The 17401-nt window shown below is 41.0% G+C and carries 18 protein-coding genes; 11 read left to right on the top strand and 7 right to left on the bottom strand.

All coding sequences use genetic code 11. The annotated features are described in order from the left end of the window. Positions 1-190 precede the first annotated feature (190 nt). Both ACFPU1_RS02295 and rlmH read left to right on the top strand, forming a co-directional pair. Positions 191-349, top strand: coding sequence for a CxxH/CxxC protein (locus ACFPU1_RS02295; RefSeq protein ID WP_385938103.1), 159 nt, complete (start codon positions 191-193; stop codon positions 347-349). A gap of 66 nt (positions 350-415) precedes the next feature. Continuing rightward, on the top strand, positions 416-895 hold the full coding sequence (rlmH, locus tag ACFPU1_RS02290) for a 23S rRNA (pseudouridine(1915)-N(3))-methyltransferase RlmH (protein WP_385938100.1): 480 nt from the start codon (positions 416-418) through the stop codon (positions 893-895). A 39-nt stretch (positions 896-934) separates the two neighbouring features. Here the strand turns inward: rlmH and ACFPU1_RS02285 are convergent, their stop codons facing one another. The 3 genes from ACFPU1_RS02285 to ACFPU1_RS02275 all read right to left on the bottom strand — a co-directional run bounded on the left by ACFPU1_RS02285 (position 935) and on the right by ACFPU1_RS02275 (position 4952). After that, positions 935-2839 carry an alpha-E domain-containing protein gene (locus tag ACFPU1_RS02285; protein WP_385938097.1) on the bottom strand — a complete coding sequence of 635 codons (1905 nt, stop codon included), beginning with the start codon at positions 2837-2839 and terminating at the stop codon, positions 935-937. After that, positions 2840-4297, bottom strand: coding sequence for a circularly permuted type 2 ATP-grasp protein (locus ACFPU1_RS02280; RefSeq protein WP_385938094.1), 1458 nt, complete (start codon positions 4295-4297; stop codon positions 2840-2842). Between the two features lie 73 nt (positions 4298-4370). After that, positions 4371-4952 carry a DedA family protein gene (locus ACFPU1_RS02275; protein WP_385938091.1) on the bottom strand — a complete coding sequence of 194 codons (582 nt, stop codon included), beginning with the start codon at positions 4950-4952 and terminating at the stop codon, positions 4371-4373. 208 nt (positions 4953-5160) lie between these two features. Here ACFPU1_RS02275 and ACFPU1_RS02270 point away from each other — a divergent pair, with 208 nt between their 5' ends. Beyond that, entirely contained in the window at positions 5161-5934 is a 774-nt protein-coding gene (locus ACFPU1_RS02270; protein WP_385938088.1) for an inositol monophosphatase family protein, read from the top strand. A gap of 104 nt (positions 5935-6038) precedes the next feature. Here the strand turns inward: ACFPU1_RS02270 and ACFPU1_RS02265 are convergent, their stop codons facing one another. Next, entirely contained in the window at positions 6039-7520 is a 1482-nt protein-coding gene (locus ACFPU1_RS02265) for a S8 family peptidase (protein ID WP_385938085.1), read from the bottom strand. 147 nt (positions 7521-7667) lie between these two features. After that, on the bottom strand, positions 7668-7949 hold the full coding sequence (locus tag ACFPU1_RS02260; RefSeq protein WP_385938082.1) for a hypothetical protein: 282 nt from the start codon (positions 7947-7949) through the stop codon (positions 7668-7670). An 82-nt stretch (positions 7950-8031) separates the two neighbouring features. Between ACFPU1_RS02260 and ACFPU1_RS02255 the strand changes: the two genes are divergently transcribed. From ACFPU1_RS02255 to ACFPU1_RS02245, 3 genes are read left to right on the top strand one after another with little or no spacing between them, the layout of a single operon-like run. Further along, entirely contained in the window at positions 8032-8727 is a 696-nt protein-coding gene (locus ACFPU1_RS02255; RefSeq protein ID WP_054636271.1) for a uracil-DNA glycosylase, read from the top strand. Continuing rightward, positions 8714-9556 carry an aldo/keto reductase gene (locus ACFPU1_RS02250; protein ID WP_385938078.1) on the top strand — a complete coding sequence of 281 codons (843 nt, stop codon included), beginning with the start codon at positions 8714-8716 and terminating at the stop codon, positions 9554-9556. Before ACFPU1_RS02255 ends, ACFPU1_RS02250 begins: the two co-directional genes overlap by 14 nt. Before the next feature lie 10 nt (positions 9557-9566). Beyond that, positions 9567-10388 carry an SPL family radical SAM protein gene (locus tag ACFPU1_RS02245; RefSeq protein ID WP_385938075.1) on the top strand — a complete coding sequence of 274 codons (822 nt, stop codon included), beginning with the start codon at positions 9567-9569 and terminating at the stop codon, positions 10386-10388. Positions 10389-10446: 58 nt separating this feature from the next. On the opposite strand, the gene ACFPU1_RS02240 is transcribed toward ACFPU1_RS02245, so the two are convergent. Beyond that, positions 10447-10941 carry a glutathione peroxidase gene (locus ACFPU1_RS02240; RefSeq protein ID WP_385938072.1) on the bottom strand — a complete coding sequence of 165 codons (495 nt, stop codon included), beginning with the start codon at positions 10939-10941 and terminating at the stop codon, positions 10447-10449. Between the two features lie 468 nt (positions 10942-11409). On the opposite strand from ACFPU1_RS02240, the gene ACFPU1_RS02235 reads away from it, so the two are divergent. Both ACFPU1_RS02235 and ACFPU1_RS02230 read left to right on the top strand, forming a co-directional pair. Further along, the gene (locus ACFPU1_RS02235) at positions 11410-12612 is read left to right on the top strand and encodes a ParM/StbA family protein (RefSeq protein WP_385938069.1); all 1203 of its coding nucleotides are present in this window, start codon (positions 11410-11412) and stop codon (positions 12610-12612) included. 11 nt (positions 12613-12623) lie between these two features. Further along, the gene (locus ACFPU1_RS02230; protein ID WP_385938066.1) at positions 12624-13052 is read left to right on the top strand and encodes a hypothetical protein; all 429 of its coding nucleotides are present in this window, start codon (positions 12624-12626) and stop codon (positions 13050-13052) included. 139 nt (positions 13053-13191) lie between these two features. Here ACFPU1_RS02230 and ACFPU1_RS02225 read toward each other — a convergent pair whose 3' ends face one another. Then, positions 13192-14073, bottom strand: coding sequence for a lytic transglycosylase (locus ACFPU1_RS02225; protein ID WP_385938064.1), 882 nt, complete (start codon positions 14071-14073; stop codon positions 13192-13194). 232 nt (positions 14074-14305) lie between these two features. On the opposite strand from ACFPU1_RS02225, the gene ACFPU1_RS02220 reads away from it, so the two are divergent. The 3 genes from ACFPU1_RS02220 to ACFPU1_RS02210 are packed head-to-tail and all read left to right on the top strand — an operon-like array spanning position 14306 to position 17335. Further along, positions 14306-15601 carry an ammonium transporter gene (locus ACFPU1_RS02220; RefSeq protein WP_385938061.1) on the top strand — a complete coding sequence of 432 codons (1296 nt, stop codon included), beginning with the start codon at positions 14306-14308 and terminating at the stop codon, positions 15599-15601. A 1-nt stretch (position 15602) separates the two neighbouring features. Next, positions 15603-16619, top strand: a complete 1017-nt coding sequence (locus ACFPU1_RS02215) for a DUF294 nucleotidyltransferase-like domain-containing protein (protein WP_385938058.1) — start codon at positions 15603-15605, stop codon at positions 16617-16619. A 17-nt stretch (positions 16620-16636) separates the two neighbouring features. After that, a complete protein-coding gene (locus ACFPU1_RS02210; protein ID WP_385938055.1) occupies positions 16637-17335 on the top strand; it encodes an exonuclease domain-containing protein in 699 nt (232 codons plus the stop codon). Positions 17336-17401: the final 66 nt, after the last annotated feature.

Raw genomic sequence — 17401 nt, 5'->3', positions numbered from 1 at the left:
TTTTTTGTTACAGATCTCTTCAGAGAGCGGAACACTGAGTCTATTCTAAAAGAAATGGGGCTTCGAATGTGGATAATTTATAGAGAGGAAGGGCAGAAAATAAATGGAGGAATGATGGTGGGAACGGCTTTGCACTAGCCATTCCTGTGGATAACTTGTTACAATAATAAAATGGAAAGGAGAGTTACTTTTGATATATTGTTGCGAAACACATGTGGAAATGGCGCTGGATGATATTGTCGAACGTTCGGGAGAAATGCCGATATTTGAAAAAATAAAAGAAAATAAATTATCCACAGCCTGTTCCTATTGCAAAAATCTTGCCGCATACACAGTCAGCGAGCAATGATTGAGCAATGGTTGTGTATATGTGGATAACCTTTGTGGATAAGATAAGTAAAGGTGGATAACTCTTGTGAATATAACAATTATTGCTGTAGGGAAATTGAAAGAAAAATTTATGAAGCAGGGGATAGAGGAATATCATAAAAGAATGACAACCCTCGCTAACGTGAAAATAATGGAAGTGGCTGATGAAAAAACTCCGGACCAATTAAGCGAAAAGGAGCAAGAGCAGGTCAAAGACAAAGAAGGAGAAAGAATTTTAGCTAAGATCCCACAACAAGCCTATGTCATCGTCTTAGATTTAAAAGGCGAGATGCTGAGCTCTGAAAGTCTGGCAGAGAAATTAAATCATTTGGCTTTGCACGGAAAAAGCAAAGTTGTTTTTGTCATTGGCGGATCTTTGGGTATCAGTGAGAGTGTCCGCAGACGGGCAGATTTCTTATGGTCTATGTCAAAACTTACATTTCCTCATCAGTTAATCCGGGTCATAGTAATGGAACAAGTATATAGAGCATTTCAAATTAATCGCGGATCTTCTTATCATAAATAAGCGGATGCCTGTGTACAAGGCACCCGCTTACGTAATGTATTATTCTGTTGAGGAGACGGTGTTTTGGTCAAGGAGGGTAACTTTGACACTTACATCAAGAGTCTGGTTGCCTCCACGGTAAACTCCTTGAAGAGGACTCACGTCAGCGTAGTCACGGCCTGTACTAACGCGAATATGATGCTCCAAAGCTTCTACATTGTTTGTGGGGTCAAGTCCTACCCAGCCAATACCAGGCACCATCACTTCAACCCATGCATGGGTGGCAGAGTCCCCAATTAAAGCAGAATTTTCGCCTACATAAAGATAACCGCTGACATAACGAGCCGGGATGTTTTTCGCCCGTAAAATACCAAGCATCACATGAGTAATATCCTGGCATACCCCGTTTTTTAAATCAAAGGATTCTCGTGCAGGAGTGTTTACATCCGTTGTTTCACCATTATAGGTAAAGGTATCATGCAAATGCTCCATGACATCAATGGAGAACTGAACTGGATTATCCATTTCTCCGACTGCCTTTACAACCTGTTCTACCTGTTCTGGCGTAACATAGGTATAGTGGGTATCATTTAAAAAGGACAAATAATGAAGGCGGAATAACTCCGAATGAAAGATAGCTTTCATTTCAGGTGAATAATCAATCCGATGAATAAAAGGACTTCGCTGAATGCTTACAATTGAAGTAGTTTTCACTTCAAGGTGAGTGTGCTGTTCAGGAATAAAAAAAGTTTCCACGTAATTTCCCCACAGATCAATATGCTCTTTTGTTAAAGAAGAAGGCTGGATCTCTGTCCGGTAAGACAGCAGACGCTGGACTTCATCTGTGGTAGGCTTAAGCCTGATCGTATTCATGCTCTGGTCTACGACAGTCTCATAATCAAACTTATTTGTATGTTCGATTTGATATTTCATCGATGATCGACTCTCCATATTCTGTTGTTGATGAGGATGCTGTGTTTTCCCTACTTTATAGGAAGTGTTGACGGGTTCTACTAAATAATACGTCTTTGAAAAAATTTGTCCAATTTCATTGCAGCGATATTGAAAGTGATTTAAAAAGTTACTTAACTCCTGAAGACTTAGCTCTTTAATTCTAACCTCATTAAACTCATCCATCAAGTTATCAAGCGCTGCATACATTTCCCACGAATAGTGTGAAACTTTCCCTTCCTCAAGCTCGAAGATTGCTTCCCGAACATGATCCATACAATACTTAATGGACCTTGGAAAGTTTTCGTCTCCAATTAAAAATGACAGAATTGTTTTTGGGTCCATAATTGGAGGATGCTGCTTTAAGTATGCTTCATAGCCGTTGACAAGCTGAAGAGCGGTTCTCCAGTAATAATAATACTCTTCCTGATATTCGGCATCAGAGGTAGGAATGTTTTTGCAGACACAATTCAGGATTCGTGCCGTTTTGTCAGCTCGCTCGAGCCACTTTCCTATTTTAATCATTCGATAGGGAAGCCCACGGGACATAGACGACTCAATAACTCCTTGAGCAGTAAGAGAGGCCATTTTCATACGCTGAAGATAATTTTGTATGTCTTTTTTGGACCATTTCTCTTCTTTTGATTCTAGTACGTACAAGTAAAAATCATTCCAGATTTCCCAAAAATCATTTGGGAGATGATCTCTCGTTATGCGGGCATTTTCCCTGGCCGAGCTTATGCAAGTGGTAATGGAATTAATGTTTTCTTCAGAAAAAGCCAGGTAATTGATAAGAACTTCTCCATCATAAATATCTGAGTGGCTGAATTTTTCGAATTCTTGAATGGAAGCGCATATCTCAAAAATGACTTCCCAATCATGGTTGGCGTACGTTTCTTCATCCGAAGCCTCCAGCATTTGGATAAGCTTTACACTTAATATTCTGGCATTGTTTTCTGCTCTCTCGATATTCCGGGACATCCAATATAACGAATCTGCAACACGGCTTAGCATTTACTGATCGCTCCCTTCACCCTTTAATACCCATGTGTCTTTTCCTCCTCCGCCTTGTGAGGAATTAACGACTAATGAACCTTCTTTAAGAGCTACACGTGATAAGCCCCCAGGAACAACGTGGGTGCTCTTTCCCCGTATGACGAAAACCCTTAAATCAACATGACATGGGTAGAATCGTTCTCCTTGATAAGCAGGGGCCCGGGATAAATTGATAGTGGGCTGGGCAATGTACTGATGAGGTTCTTCGATGATTTTTTCTCTGAACATTTCAATTTCTTCTTGCGAGGCGTGAGGACCAATTAGCATGTCGTATCCTCCGGAAGCTCCAACGTTCTTTACAACCAGCTGTTCCAGGTTCCTAAGCACCCATTCACGCTGATCAGGCTCACGGAGACGGTACGTATCAACATTTGAAATGATTGGCTCTTCGTTCAAGTAATAACGGATAATATCAGGTACATAAGCATAGATGGCTTTATCGTCGGCAATTCCATTGCCTATCCCGTTTAATATGGCCACGTTTCCGCGCCGGTAAGCTTCTAATAATCCAGGCACGCCCAGTGCAGAATCCGGACGGAATGCTTTGGGATCCAGAAAGTCATCATCAATGCGCCGGTAAATAATATCTACTCGCTTTAACCCTCGGATCGTTTTCATGTAGACAACATGGTTATTTATAACTAAGTCCCGGCCTTCCACCAGCTCAATTCCCATTTGCTGAGCCAGAAATACGTGGTCATAGTAAGCAGAGTTATACATACCGGGAGTTAACAGTACGGCGCGTGGCTGAGTACCGCTTTTTGCGGTTTTTGGGACATGTGCCAAGGCTGCTTCATGTAAATGAGAAAGTTGGTGTTCTAGGGTGTGGAGGGAATGATTGGCAAAGAATTCGGGGTATACTTGTCTCATCACATACCTGTTTTGATAGACATAGGACATCCCGGAAGGGTTTCGTAAATTATCTTCAAGAATCAGGTATTTTCCTTCTTCATTTCTGATAAGATCTATTCCAGCTAAAAAAATATGGTTATTTAAAGGAATCTCCATTCCTTGTACCTGCTTTTGGTAATAATAAGGGTTGTCTACAATAAGCTCTCGAGGAATCACACCATCATTAAGTATTTCCTGCTCATGATAAATATCTTCCAAAAATTGATTCAATGCTTCCGTTCTTTGAATCATTCCTTTCTCTATCAGTGCCCATTCTTCCGGAGGAATGACAATAGGAATGAAATCAAATGGCATGGTTCGTTCTGTGCTTATATTTTCATTGTACACAGTGAAGGTAATTCCTTGCCGTAAAAAAGAAAGCTGGGCTGTCTCATGCTTTTCTCTGAGCTCCATTTCTGAAAAGTTTTGCAATGTATGATAAAAGCGAGAGTAGTGATCCTTTGGATCTCTGTTAGATGTAAACATATGATCAAAAAATGGCTCAGTTTTGTATGAATTGAACAATGTAAGATCACTCCTTTTTTTCCATGATACTGTAAATGTAAATTTGTTCAAGTAGATTTTTGAAACTTTCAAACTATTTTGTAGATGATTGGTATTTTTTGTTACGTTTCAGACGGTACATGAGATAAAGAGCAGTCAAAAGCGCTAGTAAAGAGAATATTGCAAATTGAAAATTTTGGAACCATTCATAAGCAGCTTCAATGTTGCCCAGTTGTCCTACATAAAACATGACTAAAGCTGTAGGAAAAATACCTATGAAAGTTAAAACTCCATACCGAAGCGGAGTGATTTGACAAAAAACAGCCACATAAGCAATATACCCTGCACCAAGCATTCTCCCTGCTGCTAAGGCCCAGTCCCCATGTTTTTCTACTAAGCGGACCATTTTCTTAATACTGGGTTTATTAACATGTCGTTTTAAAATGTAATCATATCGCTGAGACAACAAGTATGGGATATAGCTGACAGCCACATAGCATATAGAAACAGCGAAACTCAGACCGACCAATTCCCACCCACCTGGATCTAAGATATAACCATAAGCGAGAATGAAAATCCCCGCAGGAAAGGGGATCGAAAGAGCCTCTATGGCTACTCCTAAAAATAAACCTATAATGCCGAGCTGTCCTAAAATCTCCAGAGCATATTCAATCATTGGTGTTCTCCTTTAATCAATACGAAATAAATACCATTGCTTTCCTATACCCTTTTTTTCTCACGAGTTACCTTGATTAATTTGTAAATAAAAGTTTCAAGATGCCACTGAGACAATACATCCGCTTATTGATAAATACAACTATCTTTGTGCTCTGGCCTTCAGTTCGTTAAGATAAGTATGATGTCAAATGAAGGAGTGTTGTGATATGAGCCTGGAATGGAGAGAGCTATTAGAAAACGCCAAGAAGTGGGCCATAGAAGCTGGAGAAGAACAGGTCAGCCGGCTGGAAGGGCCGATGAAAATGGAATCAAAAACCTCTGATATAGATTTAGTCACAGAAGTGGATGTTTGGTCAGAGGATTTTATTATGAATAGGATTAAAGAAACGTATCCCGATCATGGCATGGTTACTGAAGAAAGCGGGGAACATGCTGGTGAAGCCGAATATGAGTGGGTGATTGATCCTATTGATGGTACGGTCAATTATGCAAGGGGCCTTCCTGTTTTTTGCGTGTCTATAGGGATTAGATATAAAGGTGAAACGGTAGCGGGCGTAGTTCATGCACCTAGAATTGGTGAAACGTATGAAGCGGTGAAAGGAGAAGGTGCTCTATTAAACGGCAGCAAGATTACTGTGTCTAAAACAAGTGAGCTTTCCAAATCTGTGTTGGGTACTGGTTTTCCATATGACAAGGGGACAGACCCTGATAATAATTTGTCCTACTTCAATGAATTACTTCCGAGAATTGGAGGTATTCGGAGAATGGGAGCAGCTGCCATGGATCTTTGCCAGGTCGCTGCAGGGCGTTTCGATGGATATTGGGAAATGAAGCTGAAGGCCTGGGATATTGAAGCCGGTGTATTAATTGTTGAAGAAGCGGGTGGAAGCACCTTTGTTAAAGATGAAGAAAAAGGTTTCTTTGTTATCGCAGGAAATGATGAGATTTTCTCACGATTACAGGAAGTAATTCAACGGTAGCTCATGCAGGTGCAAGCGAGTGTCGTTTAATGATTATCAACAACAAAATGGAACTAAGCCATAAGATAAAAAGATTCCCCCTGGGTTGTCCCAGGGGGAATCTTTTATCTAGCCAGAGTAAAGGAATAGCTAACGTCTTTATTGTCTTTAAATTCAGGGTGAGTAACCCGGCCAGAGATAAGGTACTCCCCATAAAAATTTCTGTGGAGATCGATTGTACCGGTATAAATTCCCTCTTCACTTGTAAAGCCTTCTATTTGTTGATCTTTTCCTCTTGGAGCGTTGATAAGGAGATCAATTGCAGCCTCTTGTACCTTCTCGCCATTTTGGTTTGTCGTAGAAATGGTTACATCAAGTTTTCCATTAGCGGGGCTCTCGTGGTCAACTGTTACGTTTAAAGAGGGAACAAACTCTTCTTCCGCGTGTTCATCATCTTCGATTTCCACTTCCACTTCCACTTCTTTATTCTTATGAGGGGCTTGTATAAGTCCATAACCATATCTATTAGTGGAACCGAGGTCAATCGTATAATGGTTTTGAAGCATTTCTCTTATTTCCTTGTGATCAGCGTCAGGATAAGCATTTTTCAACAAAGCCAGATTTCCGGCTACATAGGGAGCTGCCATGCTTGTGCCGCTTAATCTTGCATAGTCTCCTTTCAAATAGGTGCTTAGTATTTGAACGCCTGGCGCAGCTGCTTCTAAATCCGGTCCAGTAGAAGAAAAGGATGGCCGTTCATCATCCTGGTTCGTGGCTCCTACTCCAATAACAGACTCATACTTCGCAGGGTACATCACGGTATCATTGTTTCCCCCGCGGTTACCGCTGTTTCCGGCAGACGCTACAACAAGCACTCCCGCCTCATAAGCCTCATTTACTGCTTTTTCAAGAGCAGTGGAGTGAGAGGATGTTCCAAGGCTTAAGTTGATAATATCCATCTCCTGTTCTACCGCCCAGTCAACCCCTGCAGCGACATCAGACAAGAAACCAGAGCCGTTTTTATCTAATACTTTTACACCGTAAATATCGGCTTCATGCGCAATTCCCACTGTACCTATTTCATTATTTAAAGCTCCTACAATTCCTGCTACATGGGTACCATGTCCATTTTCATCCGTGTAATCCTCGCTGTTTGTTCTGCTTCCTCCAAGAAAGGCAGCACCGCCTGCGATCTGTAAGTCCGGATGTTCAGCGATTCCTGAATCAAGTAATGCTATCTTCACGCCTGTACCTGTGAACCCTGTTTCCCAGTCATTTTCTCCGTAAATACGTGTAAGACCCCAGTCAGCCTCTTGGCTTTGTGAGTGAGCATGGACCAGACTGTCTTTTTCCACAGCTGTGACATGGGGGTTGTTTGCAAGCCCGTTTGCTGCATTTTCATTCATTTCTACCACACTTACTGAAAAGGAAGAGAAATCGTATACCACATTGTGCTGAGGTATATGTACTCTGTCCTTAGCTCCCTGATTTTCAAACGTTACCAGGTATCTTTCTTTTTTCTCCTGTCCGCTGCCATATGCATTCGAATTAAAACCGCTGACTGTTATAAGCAGTACGATTAATAAAGTTGAAACGATCACTCTCATATGTGCACCTCCCATTTTCATAGTAACAAAGTATCAACGAATCAGGAATAATTATCTATTAAATTTACAAAAAAATACAACTGTCAGGGCTACACTTCCCGTAAAGAAGTCAGGATTACAATGAATGGAAAATTAGCCTGGTTTTATTTAACCCTGCCTCAGGAGTAAGCCAATAACTAAAATACTGATAAAAAACAAAACAGCAAGAACACTGGTTACTAGGCCTAAAAGGGCAAGTATCAAGCCGCTTTCCTGGTTTTTCTTTATTTTAGCGAGGGAAATAGAGCCGAGAATCATCCCTGCTGCTCCTAATAGGAGTCCCAGCAGGGGAACAACAAGCATAAATGCTCCTGCTAACAGGCCAGTAACTAAAGATGCTAATGCTTGTCCATTTAAGTGGTTTTGTTGCTGTGTTTTATTTTCTGTCACCGTTACGTTCACCTCTATTTTCTTTATATCCTGGCTACTATGCTACAATGAATTCATCACCCATGCTAGAAGGGGGAAGAACATGAGCATTCTGCACAATGATTGGGCTCTCCGCTTAGAGAATGAATTTTCTAAGCCGTATTATGTGGAGCTGAGAGAATTTTTGAAAAAAGAATACGAAACCAACACAGTTTATCCACCTATGGATGACATTTATAATGCCCTGCACCACACAACTTATGAAAATACGAAAGCAGTGATCCTGGGGCAGGATCCTTATCATGGCCCTAATCAGGCTCATGGTCTTAGTTTTTCGGTGCAGCCAGGGGTAACTATCCCCCCATCCTTAAAAAACATCTATAAGGAGCTTGAGGAGGACCTTGGATATCCGGCTCCTGATCATGGCTGTTTGACTTCCTGGGCAGAGGAAGGTGTGCTTTTACTCAACGCGGTTCTAACGGTCCGTGGAGGTGAACCTAATTCTCATCATGGAAAAGGATGGGAGCATTTCACCAATGAAGTGATACGGCACGTAAATGAAAAAAAAGAACCGGTTGTGTTTATCTTGTGGGGAAAAAATGCTCAAGCCAAAGAAGATTTGATTACCAACGAGCATCATTTAATTATAAAATCTCCCCACCCAAGCCCTTTTTCAGCCAAAAGAGGCTTTTTTGGAAGCAAGCCTTTTTCACAGGCCAATGAGTTTTTAGCAAAAGCAGGCCGGCCGGAAATCAACTGGTCTATTCCTGCAAGGGAGGATCTTGATGAAAAGAGATAAATTTTACACTACCCTTCATAACGGCACCAACATGCCCTGGGTTGGTCTTGGTGTTTATCAGGCAGAAGAAGGGGAGGAAGTGAAAAATGCTGTAACAACAGCTTTACAACATGGTTACCGAGGGATTGATACTGCCTCTTTTTATGGAAACGAAAGAGGAGTAGGAGAAGGAATTAGAGAAAGTGGTATTTCAAGAGAAGACGTATTTATTACTACAAAAGTATGGAATGATGAACAAGGATACGAGGAAACCCTTCAGGCTTTTGAAAGAAGCAGAAGAAACCTTGAAGTGGACACAATTGATTTATATTTAATCCATTGGCCTGTACCCGGTAAATTTGAAGAGACCTGGAAGGCTTTAGAAGAGCTTTATAAGCAGGGGAAGGTAAGAGCGATAGGCGTGAGCAATTTCCAGCAACACCACCTCGAGAAGCTTTTAAAGCAAGCTTCTGTAAAACCAATGGTTAATCAGATTGAATTTCATCCTCGACTTTTCCAAAAGGACCTCCTTGAGTTTTGTAATAGTCATCGTATTCAGGTAGAGGCATGGAGGCCGCTGGGAAAAGGGAACCTTCTCAGTCACTCCGTTATCCAGAATATTGCTGAAAAATATAATAAAACACCTGCTCAGGTGTTAATTAGATGGTGCCTTGAGCACGAGGTGGCAACGATTCCAAAGTCAGTGACACCAGAGAGAATCAGAGACAATTTTGAGGTGTTTAATTTTTCACTTGATCCTGAGGATGTAAGCTCTATTGACGACTTGAATGAAAACCACCGCTACGGTTATCATCCTGATGAATTTCCTTATGATGATATGCAGGGCTGATGAGCAGTAAATGACAAAGTTAAATGTCACGCATAAAAAGCCGTCTCGTCTTCTTACACCAGCCAGTGGATTCTTAAAAGGCTACAGCCATTCCTTAAATCCTTACATTGGCTGCTCTTTTGCCTGCTCATACTGCTATGTAAGGCAAATGCCTGTAAATCTGTTCAGAGAGGGAGAATGGGGAACATGGGTCGAGGTAAAGGAAGAGTCAGCGGAAATGCTTCGTAAGGAACTTACCCGTGAAAAAAAGAAGCAGAATGTCCGGATTTTTATGTCTTCCAGTACCGATCCCTACCAGCCCGCCGAGGCCAGGGAAAGGATAACTCGCATGCTGCTTAGGGTATTGACCGAAGATCCTCCCGATTTTTTACTGATTCAAACAAGAAGCCCATTAGTACTGAGAGACATAGATCTTATCAAAAAACTCGAGAACAGAGTAAGGGTCAGTGTTAGTATGGAAACAGATGAGGAAAGTGTCAGAAAAGCCATTACACCGCAGGCTCCACCTATTTCGGGAAGGTTAAAAGCGATACAGATCTTACAGCAACATAATATTCCTGTTCAAATTGCTGTCTCTCCTCTTCTTCCCCATTCACCACGTTTCCCAGCGCTTCTTGGGGAAATTGGAGAGAGGGTAGTGGTTGATGATTACTTTCTTGGTGATGGGAGCGGTGGAAGACGTACAAAGAAGCTGAAAATACCGGAGCTGTATCACAAACATGGGTACGGAGAGTGGTATTCTCCTGAATGTCTTTCTCATTTTCTTAAACAGCTTGAAAAGCAAGTAAAGAAAAGCAGGATTTTTATTAGTCAGGAAGGGTTTTTGCCATAAGGAAGGGACTGTCTCAAAAGTAAACCTCTTGAGTACAGTCCCTTTCTTTATTACTTAATTACTTATTTACAGGCTGCTCAAGTCCTGCTTCAATCATACCAGTAATTTGCGGGTCATCAGGCTTTACATCGCTTTTAAAGCTTCCGAGAATTTCTCCGTCTCGTGATATGACAAACTTCTCAAAGTTCCAATCAATGCCTCCATCAGGGTCCGTTTTATCAATCAGCCATTCATAAAGTGGATGCTTGTTTCCACCTTTCGCATGAACCTTATCAAAGACTTCAAAACTGACGCCGTAGTTACTTTGGCAGAAATTTTGGATTTGATCAATGCTTCCTGGTTCTTGACCGCCGAAGTCATTAGAAGGAAAGCCTAATACATGAAAGCCTCTTTTATGGTACTGTTGATAAATTTCTTCTAGCTGCTCGTACTGTGGCGTATAGCCACATTCAGAAGCTACGTTTACAATCAGCAACACGTCGCCTTTATACTCTGCTAAGCTTTTTTCTGTTCCATCTGCTCGTTTCACATCGATAGTGTAGAGTGTAGACATATGATTCCATACCTCCCTAGAAACAATTCTAGTACCAAATCTTCCCGTCTGTTGTTTTCTCAAAACCTCCATTCAATAGGAAGAGGATAAACTGCGATTATTACAAACTAATACAAATTAATACCTGATATTATTTTGTGTGAATAATGTAATACAAAGTATAACTTAATAATATTTTATACGTTTTTATGCAGTGGTAATTAATGGATACTATCAAATATTACTTAATATTATAAAGTAATATATTGTATTACACTTTGTATTAAAATGTATTACAATGTATTACAAAGTAATAGTGAGTGTATGATAATGTATTACATTTCAAAAATGGGAAGTGGTTGTCAAATGTATTACATTGTATTAACAATGTGCTAACTATGTATTAAACCCTATTGACTAAGGGCTTCCGTTTGATAGAATATATATGTACCTTGGAAATTATCACTAATTGAAGGAGTTGTTGGATTCATGACACAACTATTAAAAGCGGGAGCCGATGCTGGTAATAACAGCCTGAAACTATGGGTGAAAGATAAAGAACCTATTAACATACCTACTGTTTACTCTCTTTATATGGGAGAAACGACTGAGTTGATGGATTTAGAGGACATTCCTAAGGAAGATTTACTTAATAATATTGATGTAACAATTAATTCAAAAGCCCTCTCAGAAAATGGCCTGAGATATGCAATCGGAAATAAAGTAATCGATGAAAATTTAGATGCGTTGGAACTTGAAAAGAAATCTGATAAGTCAAAAGATGAAATACCAGTCATTGTAACGTTAGCAGGTCTGGCTATTTCAGCAATGAAAGAGAAAGAAAATGAGGACCGCAACCATATTGATGTAACCTACGATCTGTCTGTAGCTCTTCCTGTCAGCACCATTACAAAGGAAAGCGCAGCTCATAACTCAGCTCGATATACAGGAACACATGAAGTTATTTATCACCACCCTTCGGGGCGCAATGTAAAAGTAGTTATAAAAATACAATACTGCAAATGCCTGCCTGAAGGAGCATCCGCAGCCTGGGGTGTAGTGTATGATGAAAATGGCAAACTCACGGAAAGAAAGGTAGAGGCTGACGGAAGAGTAGCAAAGGTGAATTTCGCCGATAAAACACTTCTTCATTTTGATATTGGTTCAGGAACGACTGAAATTGTTGTAACAGAAGGCGTGAAGTTTAATCCAAAGCTTTCTGAAGGACTTGGGTATGGAGTGAAACATGCAATCTCTGAAATTATTAAACGATGGAATCGGAAAAACCCTAGAAAGAGCATAGATTCAATTGCTGAGTTTAATGAAATTTATTTTGACACAGAGCATCCAAGGCACAGCGCATTAAGAGAAGAATCAAAAACAGGGCTCATGCAGCTTTCTAAGTTAATTAGTCAGGCAATCATAAACAAGATCGACGATATGAAAGATGACCCCTATGTATTTATTTACGGCGGAGGAGCTGCAGTCCTTAAAGAGAATCTCCAAAGTATTTTAAGAAGTAAAGACAGAATGGTAAATGTAACCTTTTTAAAGGATCCATTATATGTGAATGCACGCGGTCTGTTAGTTTATACTTGCTCTCCTCGTTTTACTCAGCAAAAAGAAAAGGAATTAGGAGTGGAAACAGCCAGTTCGGCTAATAATTCTTTTAACAAAAAGAAAAACAACTAGGAGCCTAAAAAATGAGCAGGCGAAAAAAGCAGTACCAACAAGGTGAAAGAGCTACCATATATATAAATAGGGATGTCTCGCCTGAAATGCTTGAGTGGATTAACAAACAGTCTGATCTTTCTAACTTTTTTTTGTATGCAGCGAAAGAACTTTATAAGCAGACAGGTAACATGGACGTAGCTGAAATTCTTCCCAGAAAGATCAACTTTTCACTAGACGAAACGGCTGCTGCAAGTGAACATAGTTCCTCCTTTTCGAACCTGAAGTATTTTCCTTCTTATGAAGAAAAGGAACCACCGGAAAAAAAGTTACCCATTCTCCTTGATGAAGAAGAGGAAGAACAAGAAAAGGCATACGAAGAAGTGGAACAGGAAGAAAGTGACGGGCAAGATGAAAGCTGGTCCAATTTAGAAATGGATGACGACGATCCCTTTGCCTAATCATCACCCGTAAATAAAAATACAAGGTAAGGCTGCCTCCAGCGGACTGGGGGCAGCCTTCTTTGAGTTAATGCTTTGCGGTCTGTTCATAAAAGTATAAAAGTGAACAAAACGGGTATCCCCGTAAAAGCTGTGTGATTTATATGGTCCACTCGTCATTAATGATACCGACTACATACCATTCGCCGTTCTCCTGAACCATAGCCAGCCTAAGGCTGTCCCAGTCCATTCCTTGATATTCCCCGCTGGAAGGAAAGTGATATTCTACGACTGTAGCGTCAGGGTATACATCGCCGGTATTGTCAATTGTATTTCCTGGTCCTTGTCTTTCATCAACAGCTACCTCTTCTGCATGAGCATAATCTCTGTTATACACAAATTCCTCGTAATATTCAGAAAAAGTATATTCAATAGGATGACCGCTTCCATCATAGTTTCCCCACAGGTACTCTGTTTCATCGTGCCATAAATTTTCCACTTCTTCAGAAGAAAACACCTGGTCATTTTCCTGGTCTACAAAAGCATAAGGGCTGAAGCGTACACCATCATCAGGGTGTATATAAGAAGAAACGGCTTCCATATCCTGACTTTGCAAATGGGTAACAACTTGATCTGCTGTTTCCCGGGCGGATTCAGAGTCGTTTTCAATAAGAACAGTAGTGCCAGGCTGAAGGTTGTAAGGATCAAGGTCAGAGTTCTTCTCCATTAGTTGCTGAGCACTGACACCTTCATACTGGGATGCAATGCTGTAAAAGGTTTCCCCCTCTTGAACAGTATGGCTTCCAGTAGAATCTGATTGTTCATTTAGATTAATCATGGTGCCGGGTTGAAGATTGTAAGGGTCAAGGCCGTTATTAATGGCTTGTAAGTCCGATACGCTTACTCTTTCTGCTTGGGCAATACTCCAAAGTGTATCGCCAGGCTCAACAGTGACAGTGGCAGCATGAGCAGAGAATCCTGAAACACCAAACACAACTCCTGAGGCTAGAACCGGTGCAAGAATACGAGTGGATTTTCTCAAGATGATCTCCCCCTTTAAAAATCCTTATTATTCTCTACCATTGTCAAAGTGAACTTAAACTATGGATTTTTAAAATTTAGAATAATCAAATACGATGGAAATTCAATGAAGATAATGTGTTAGATTATCTTACGCAAATGTAGATTACTACGTGTGAAAGAGTAAAATAAGGATTAACGAAAGATGTTAACTAAGTTAACGTCAACTCTGATTAGGAGAAGGGGGAAAAAAGATGGATCCAGTATTTTTAATGAATAATTTGTGGATTTTGATTGCATTTATTCTCGTTATTTTAATGCAAGGTGGATTTATTCTTCTCGAAGCAGGATCTACTCGAATGAAAAATGCCGGTCATATTGCCGGTAAAACAATTTTTACTCTGGGAATAGCCTCAATCATTTTTTGGGCTGTGGGGTATGGACTAATTTACGGCACGAGTGCCGGAGGTTTTATTGGAACATCTGATTTCTTCTTTGGCGATTTTACAACAGTATTTGATGGTTTAGCAGGATCAGTAGATTTTATCTTCCAATTAGCATTTGCGGCAATTGCTCTTACAATTGCATTCGGGGGATTTGCTGAAAGAGCAAAGCTTTCCGTTTATATCATATTCGCCGTTCTATTTTCCGCGTTAGTATACCCGGTAGTTGCTCACTGGATCTGGGGAGACGGCTGGATCGGAGGACTTGGCAAGCAGGACTTTGCCGGTTCAACAGTTGTCCATTTAACAGGAGCAATGGGGGCCTTGGCAGCAACTATTTTACTTAAGCCTCGTATTGGGAAATTTAATAAAGATGGCTCTGCTAACGAACTAGCAGGTCACAACCAGGTGTTTACCGCATTAGGTGTGCTTCTCTTATGGGTAGGCTGGTTTGGTTTCAATGCTGGAAGTACATTAGGTGTGGATGATGCATTCTTTGGCTTCGTTGCTCTTAACACTCAACTAGGTGCCGCTGCTGGTGCTGTAGCTGCGATGATTATTGCGTGGATTGCCATTGGCAAGCCGGATGTACCTACAATGCTGAACGGTGCATTAGCAGGCTTAGTAGCTATTACAGCATCGTGTGCGTTTGTCGATCCGTGGGCTGCACTTGTTATTGGTTTAATTGCAGGGATTCTTGTCTTCTACAGCATGAAACTTATGGAGAAATTAGGTATTGATGACCCGATCTTTGCCTTATCTGTACACGGGATTGCAGGGATTTGGGGTACGCTTTCAACGGGATTTTTTGCAACTCCGGCACTTGCTGAAATGAATGGAGGAAATGCAGGTCTGTTCTATGGCGGGGGGCTGACTCAGCTTGGCGTTCAGGCGATCAGTGTTCTAGCCTGCGGGGTATTCGCTTTTGTAGCTTCTTATATCCTGCTTCTTATCACTCGCGGCCTTACAGGCGGACTCAGAGTTTCTGAAGAAGAGGAAATCATGGGCCTTGATATCAGTGAACACGGAGGATATGGTTATCCAGAATCTTTCCAGCCGACAAACACAAATACTACTGCATTCAACTCTTCCAATACGGGAGCCTGACATGGAAAAAATAATATATTCTGAGGAAGAATCCTTTCTTCCTCAGCCTTCTTTCACCACCTATGAACAAATAAAACAAAAGAGAGAGAAAGAGACAAAAGAAGTGACGGGAAACCATGAGCTTCTTAATAAGGCTCACGATGTATGGGTTGCAGAAACCGTTTTGTTAGCTATAGAAAAGGTTAAAAGTGAGCGGGGAAAAGCCCCTGCTCATTTTGCTTTCTTTGTAATGGGCAGTGGGGGCAGACTAGAGCAGTCTACGTTTAGTGATCAGGATCATGGAATCGTTTTCCAAGGTGAGGATAAAAGATGCCAGGAGTACTTTCTTAAGCTTGGAGAGGAGATTCGTGAAGGCTTAGCGGAAGTAGGATACCCACGTTGTGATGGGAATGTAATGGCTTCCAATCCAAGATGGTGTCATGGAGTAATAGAATGGAAAGAACAATTGGATGCCTGGATTCAAGCAAATGAGTGGGAAACTTTAAGGTATTTAATTACCTTTAGCGATGCAAGAACTATTGCAGGAAAGGAAAGCCTTCTTTCGGAAGTGAAAGAGCATTTACTAGAGCGGGTGAAGCAGGAGTCGGAACTGAGAAAGAGGATAGGTGAAAACACTTCTGTTCTTCACAAAGGCATCGGAATATTTGGCCAGGTTCTCACGGAAGAAAAAGGACCATACACCGGGTTTTTTAATGTCAAAGAAGCTGCTTTGTTCCCTTATGTGCATGCTGCAAGGATGCTTGCCTTAAAAGAAGGTATTGAAGAACCCTCTACCCTAAGAAGACTGGCTCTCTTAAAAGAAAAATACCCTTTTCTTCAAGAGAAGGAAAAGAGTTTTTCACAATTATTAGAACTGAGAGCATCCTTTTCAGAAAAACACCACCACTATGACGATGTTCATTATATTCCAGTACGCTCCTTGCCAAAAGGTCAAAAGCAACAACTTAAATTATGGATAAAAGAAGGGAAAGAGATGTTAACAGAAGCAAAGAGTAACATGGAAGCGGGTGAAAGGTGATGGGGATGTTTCAGTGGATGCGGCAAGTATCAAAACTAGGCAGTCAGGATCCAGGCGCTATTTTTGAACAAAGCACCCCGCAGCAGCTCTCTTTTATCCGCCAATTGCAAAAAGATTTGAAAAAAGAACAGCCATTAACACGTCAGTTAAAAAACTTGCAAGTAACCGTGTTAGATTTAGAAACGAGTGGCTTTTTTCCGGATAGAGGGGATCAAATCCTTTCTATAGGAGGGGTAAAAATTAAGGAAGGGAAGGTTCAAAATGAAAAAGTCTTTTATTCCTTGGTCAATGCTCCTCATGCTCTTTCTGAAGAAATATCTGAATTAACAGGCTTACGGAAGGACGAATTGGAAAAGGCCCCTTCTCTTGCTAGTGCGTTAAACGGCTTTTACCGATTTGCGGGGACAGATGTGCTTGTAGCCCACCACGCCAGCCACGAAAGAAAATTTTTACAGCATGCTACATACCAGGTTCTTGGTTCTCAATTTCGTCACCGCTTGTTAGATACATCTTTTTTGCTGAAAATTGCTGCCCCGGATGTTCCGTTAAAAACGTTAGATGATTGCTGTAACCATTATGGGATTCCAATAGAAAAACGACATCATGCTCTGGAGGATGCTTTAATAACTGCTGAACTGTGGAAATGCATGGTGGAGATCGTAGAGAGGAAAGGGTATCAAACACTTCAAGAAATCTATGCTTTCCTGAATAGCTGAGAGGACTCCTATTTATAAAGTCTTAAGAACGGCGCGAAAAAGAGTGAATAAACACCTGACTGAAAA

This window comes from Thalassorhabdus alkalitolerans, from assembly GCF_042656525.1.
In the GTDB taxonomy this organism is placed as follows: Bacteria; Bacillota; Bacilli; order Bacillales; family Marinococcaceae; genus Thalassorhabdus; species Thalassorhabdus alkalitolerans.
This window is presented reverse-complemented; position numbering and strand designations above follow the sequence as displayed.

Excerpts from the sequence above, each read along its gene's own strand:
- ACFPU1_RS02285 (WP_385938097.1), bottom strand. The coding sequence starts at position 2,839 with ATGCTAAGCCGTGTTGCAGATTCGTTATATTGGATGTCCCGGAATATC.
- ACFPU1_RS02275 (WP_385938091.1), bottom strand. The coding sequence starts at position 4,952 with ATGATTGAATATGCTCTGGAGATTTTAGGACAGCTCGGCATTATAGGT.
- ACFPU1_RS02270 (WP_385938088.1), top strand. The coding sequence starts at position 5,161 with ATGAGCCTGGAATGGAGAGAGCTATTAGAAAACGCCAAGAAGTGGGCC.
- ACFPU1_RS02265 (WP_385938085.1), bottom strand. The coding sequence starts at position 7,520 with ATGAGAGTGATCGTTTCAACTTTATTAATCGTACTGCTTATAACAGTC.
- ACFPU1_RS02255 (WP_054636271.1), top strand. The coding sequence starts at position 8,032 with ATGAGCATTCTGCACAATGATTGGGCTCTCCGCTTAGAGAATGAATTT.
- ACFPU1_RS02250 (WP_385938078.1), top strand. The coding sequence starts at position 8,714 with ATGAAAAGAGATAAATTTTACACTACCCTTCATAACGGCACCAACATG.
- ACFPU1_RS02245 (WP_385938075.1), top strand. The coding sequence starts at position 9,567 with ATGACAAAGTTAAATGTCACGCATAAAAAGCCGTCTCGTCTTCTTACA.
- ACFPU1_RS02240 (WP_385938072.1), bottom strand. The coding sequence starts at position 10,941 with ATGTCTACACTCTACACTATCGATGTGAAACGAGCAGATGGAACAGAA.
- ACFPU1_RS02235 (WP_385938069.1), top strand. The coding sequence starts at position 11,410 with ATGACACAACTATTAAAAGCGGGAGCCGATGCTGGTAATAACAGCCTG.
- ACFPU1_RS02230 (WP_385938066.1), top strand. The coding sequence starts at position 12,624 with ATGAGCAGGCGAAAAAAGCAGTACCAACAAGGTGAAAGAGCTACCATA.
- ACFPU1_RS02220 (WP_385938061.1), top strand. The coding sequence starts at position 14,306 with ATGGATCCAGTATTTTTAATGAATAATTTGTGGATTTTGATTGCATTT.
- ACFPU1_RS02215 (WP_385938058.1), top strand. The coding sequence starts at position 15,603 with ATGGAAAAAATAATATATTCTGAGGAAGAATCCTTTCTTCCTCAGCCT.
- ACFPU1_RS02210 (WP_385938055.1), top strand. The coding sequence starts at position 16,637 with ATGCGGCAAGTATCAAAACTAGGCAGTCAGGATCCAGGCGCTATTTTT.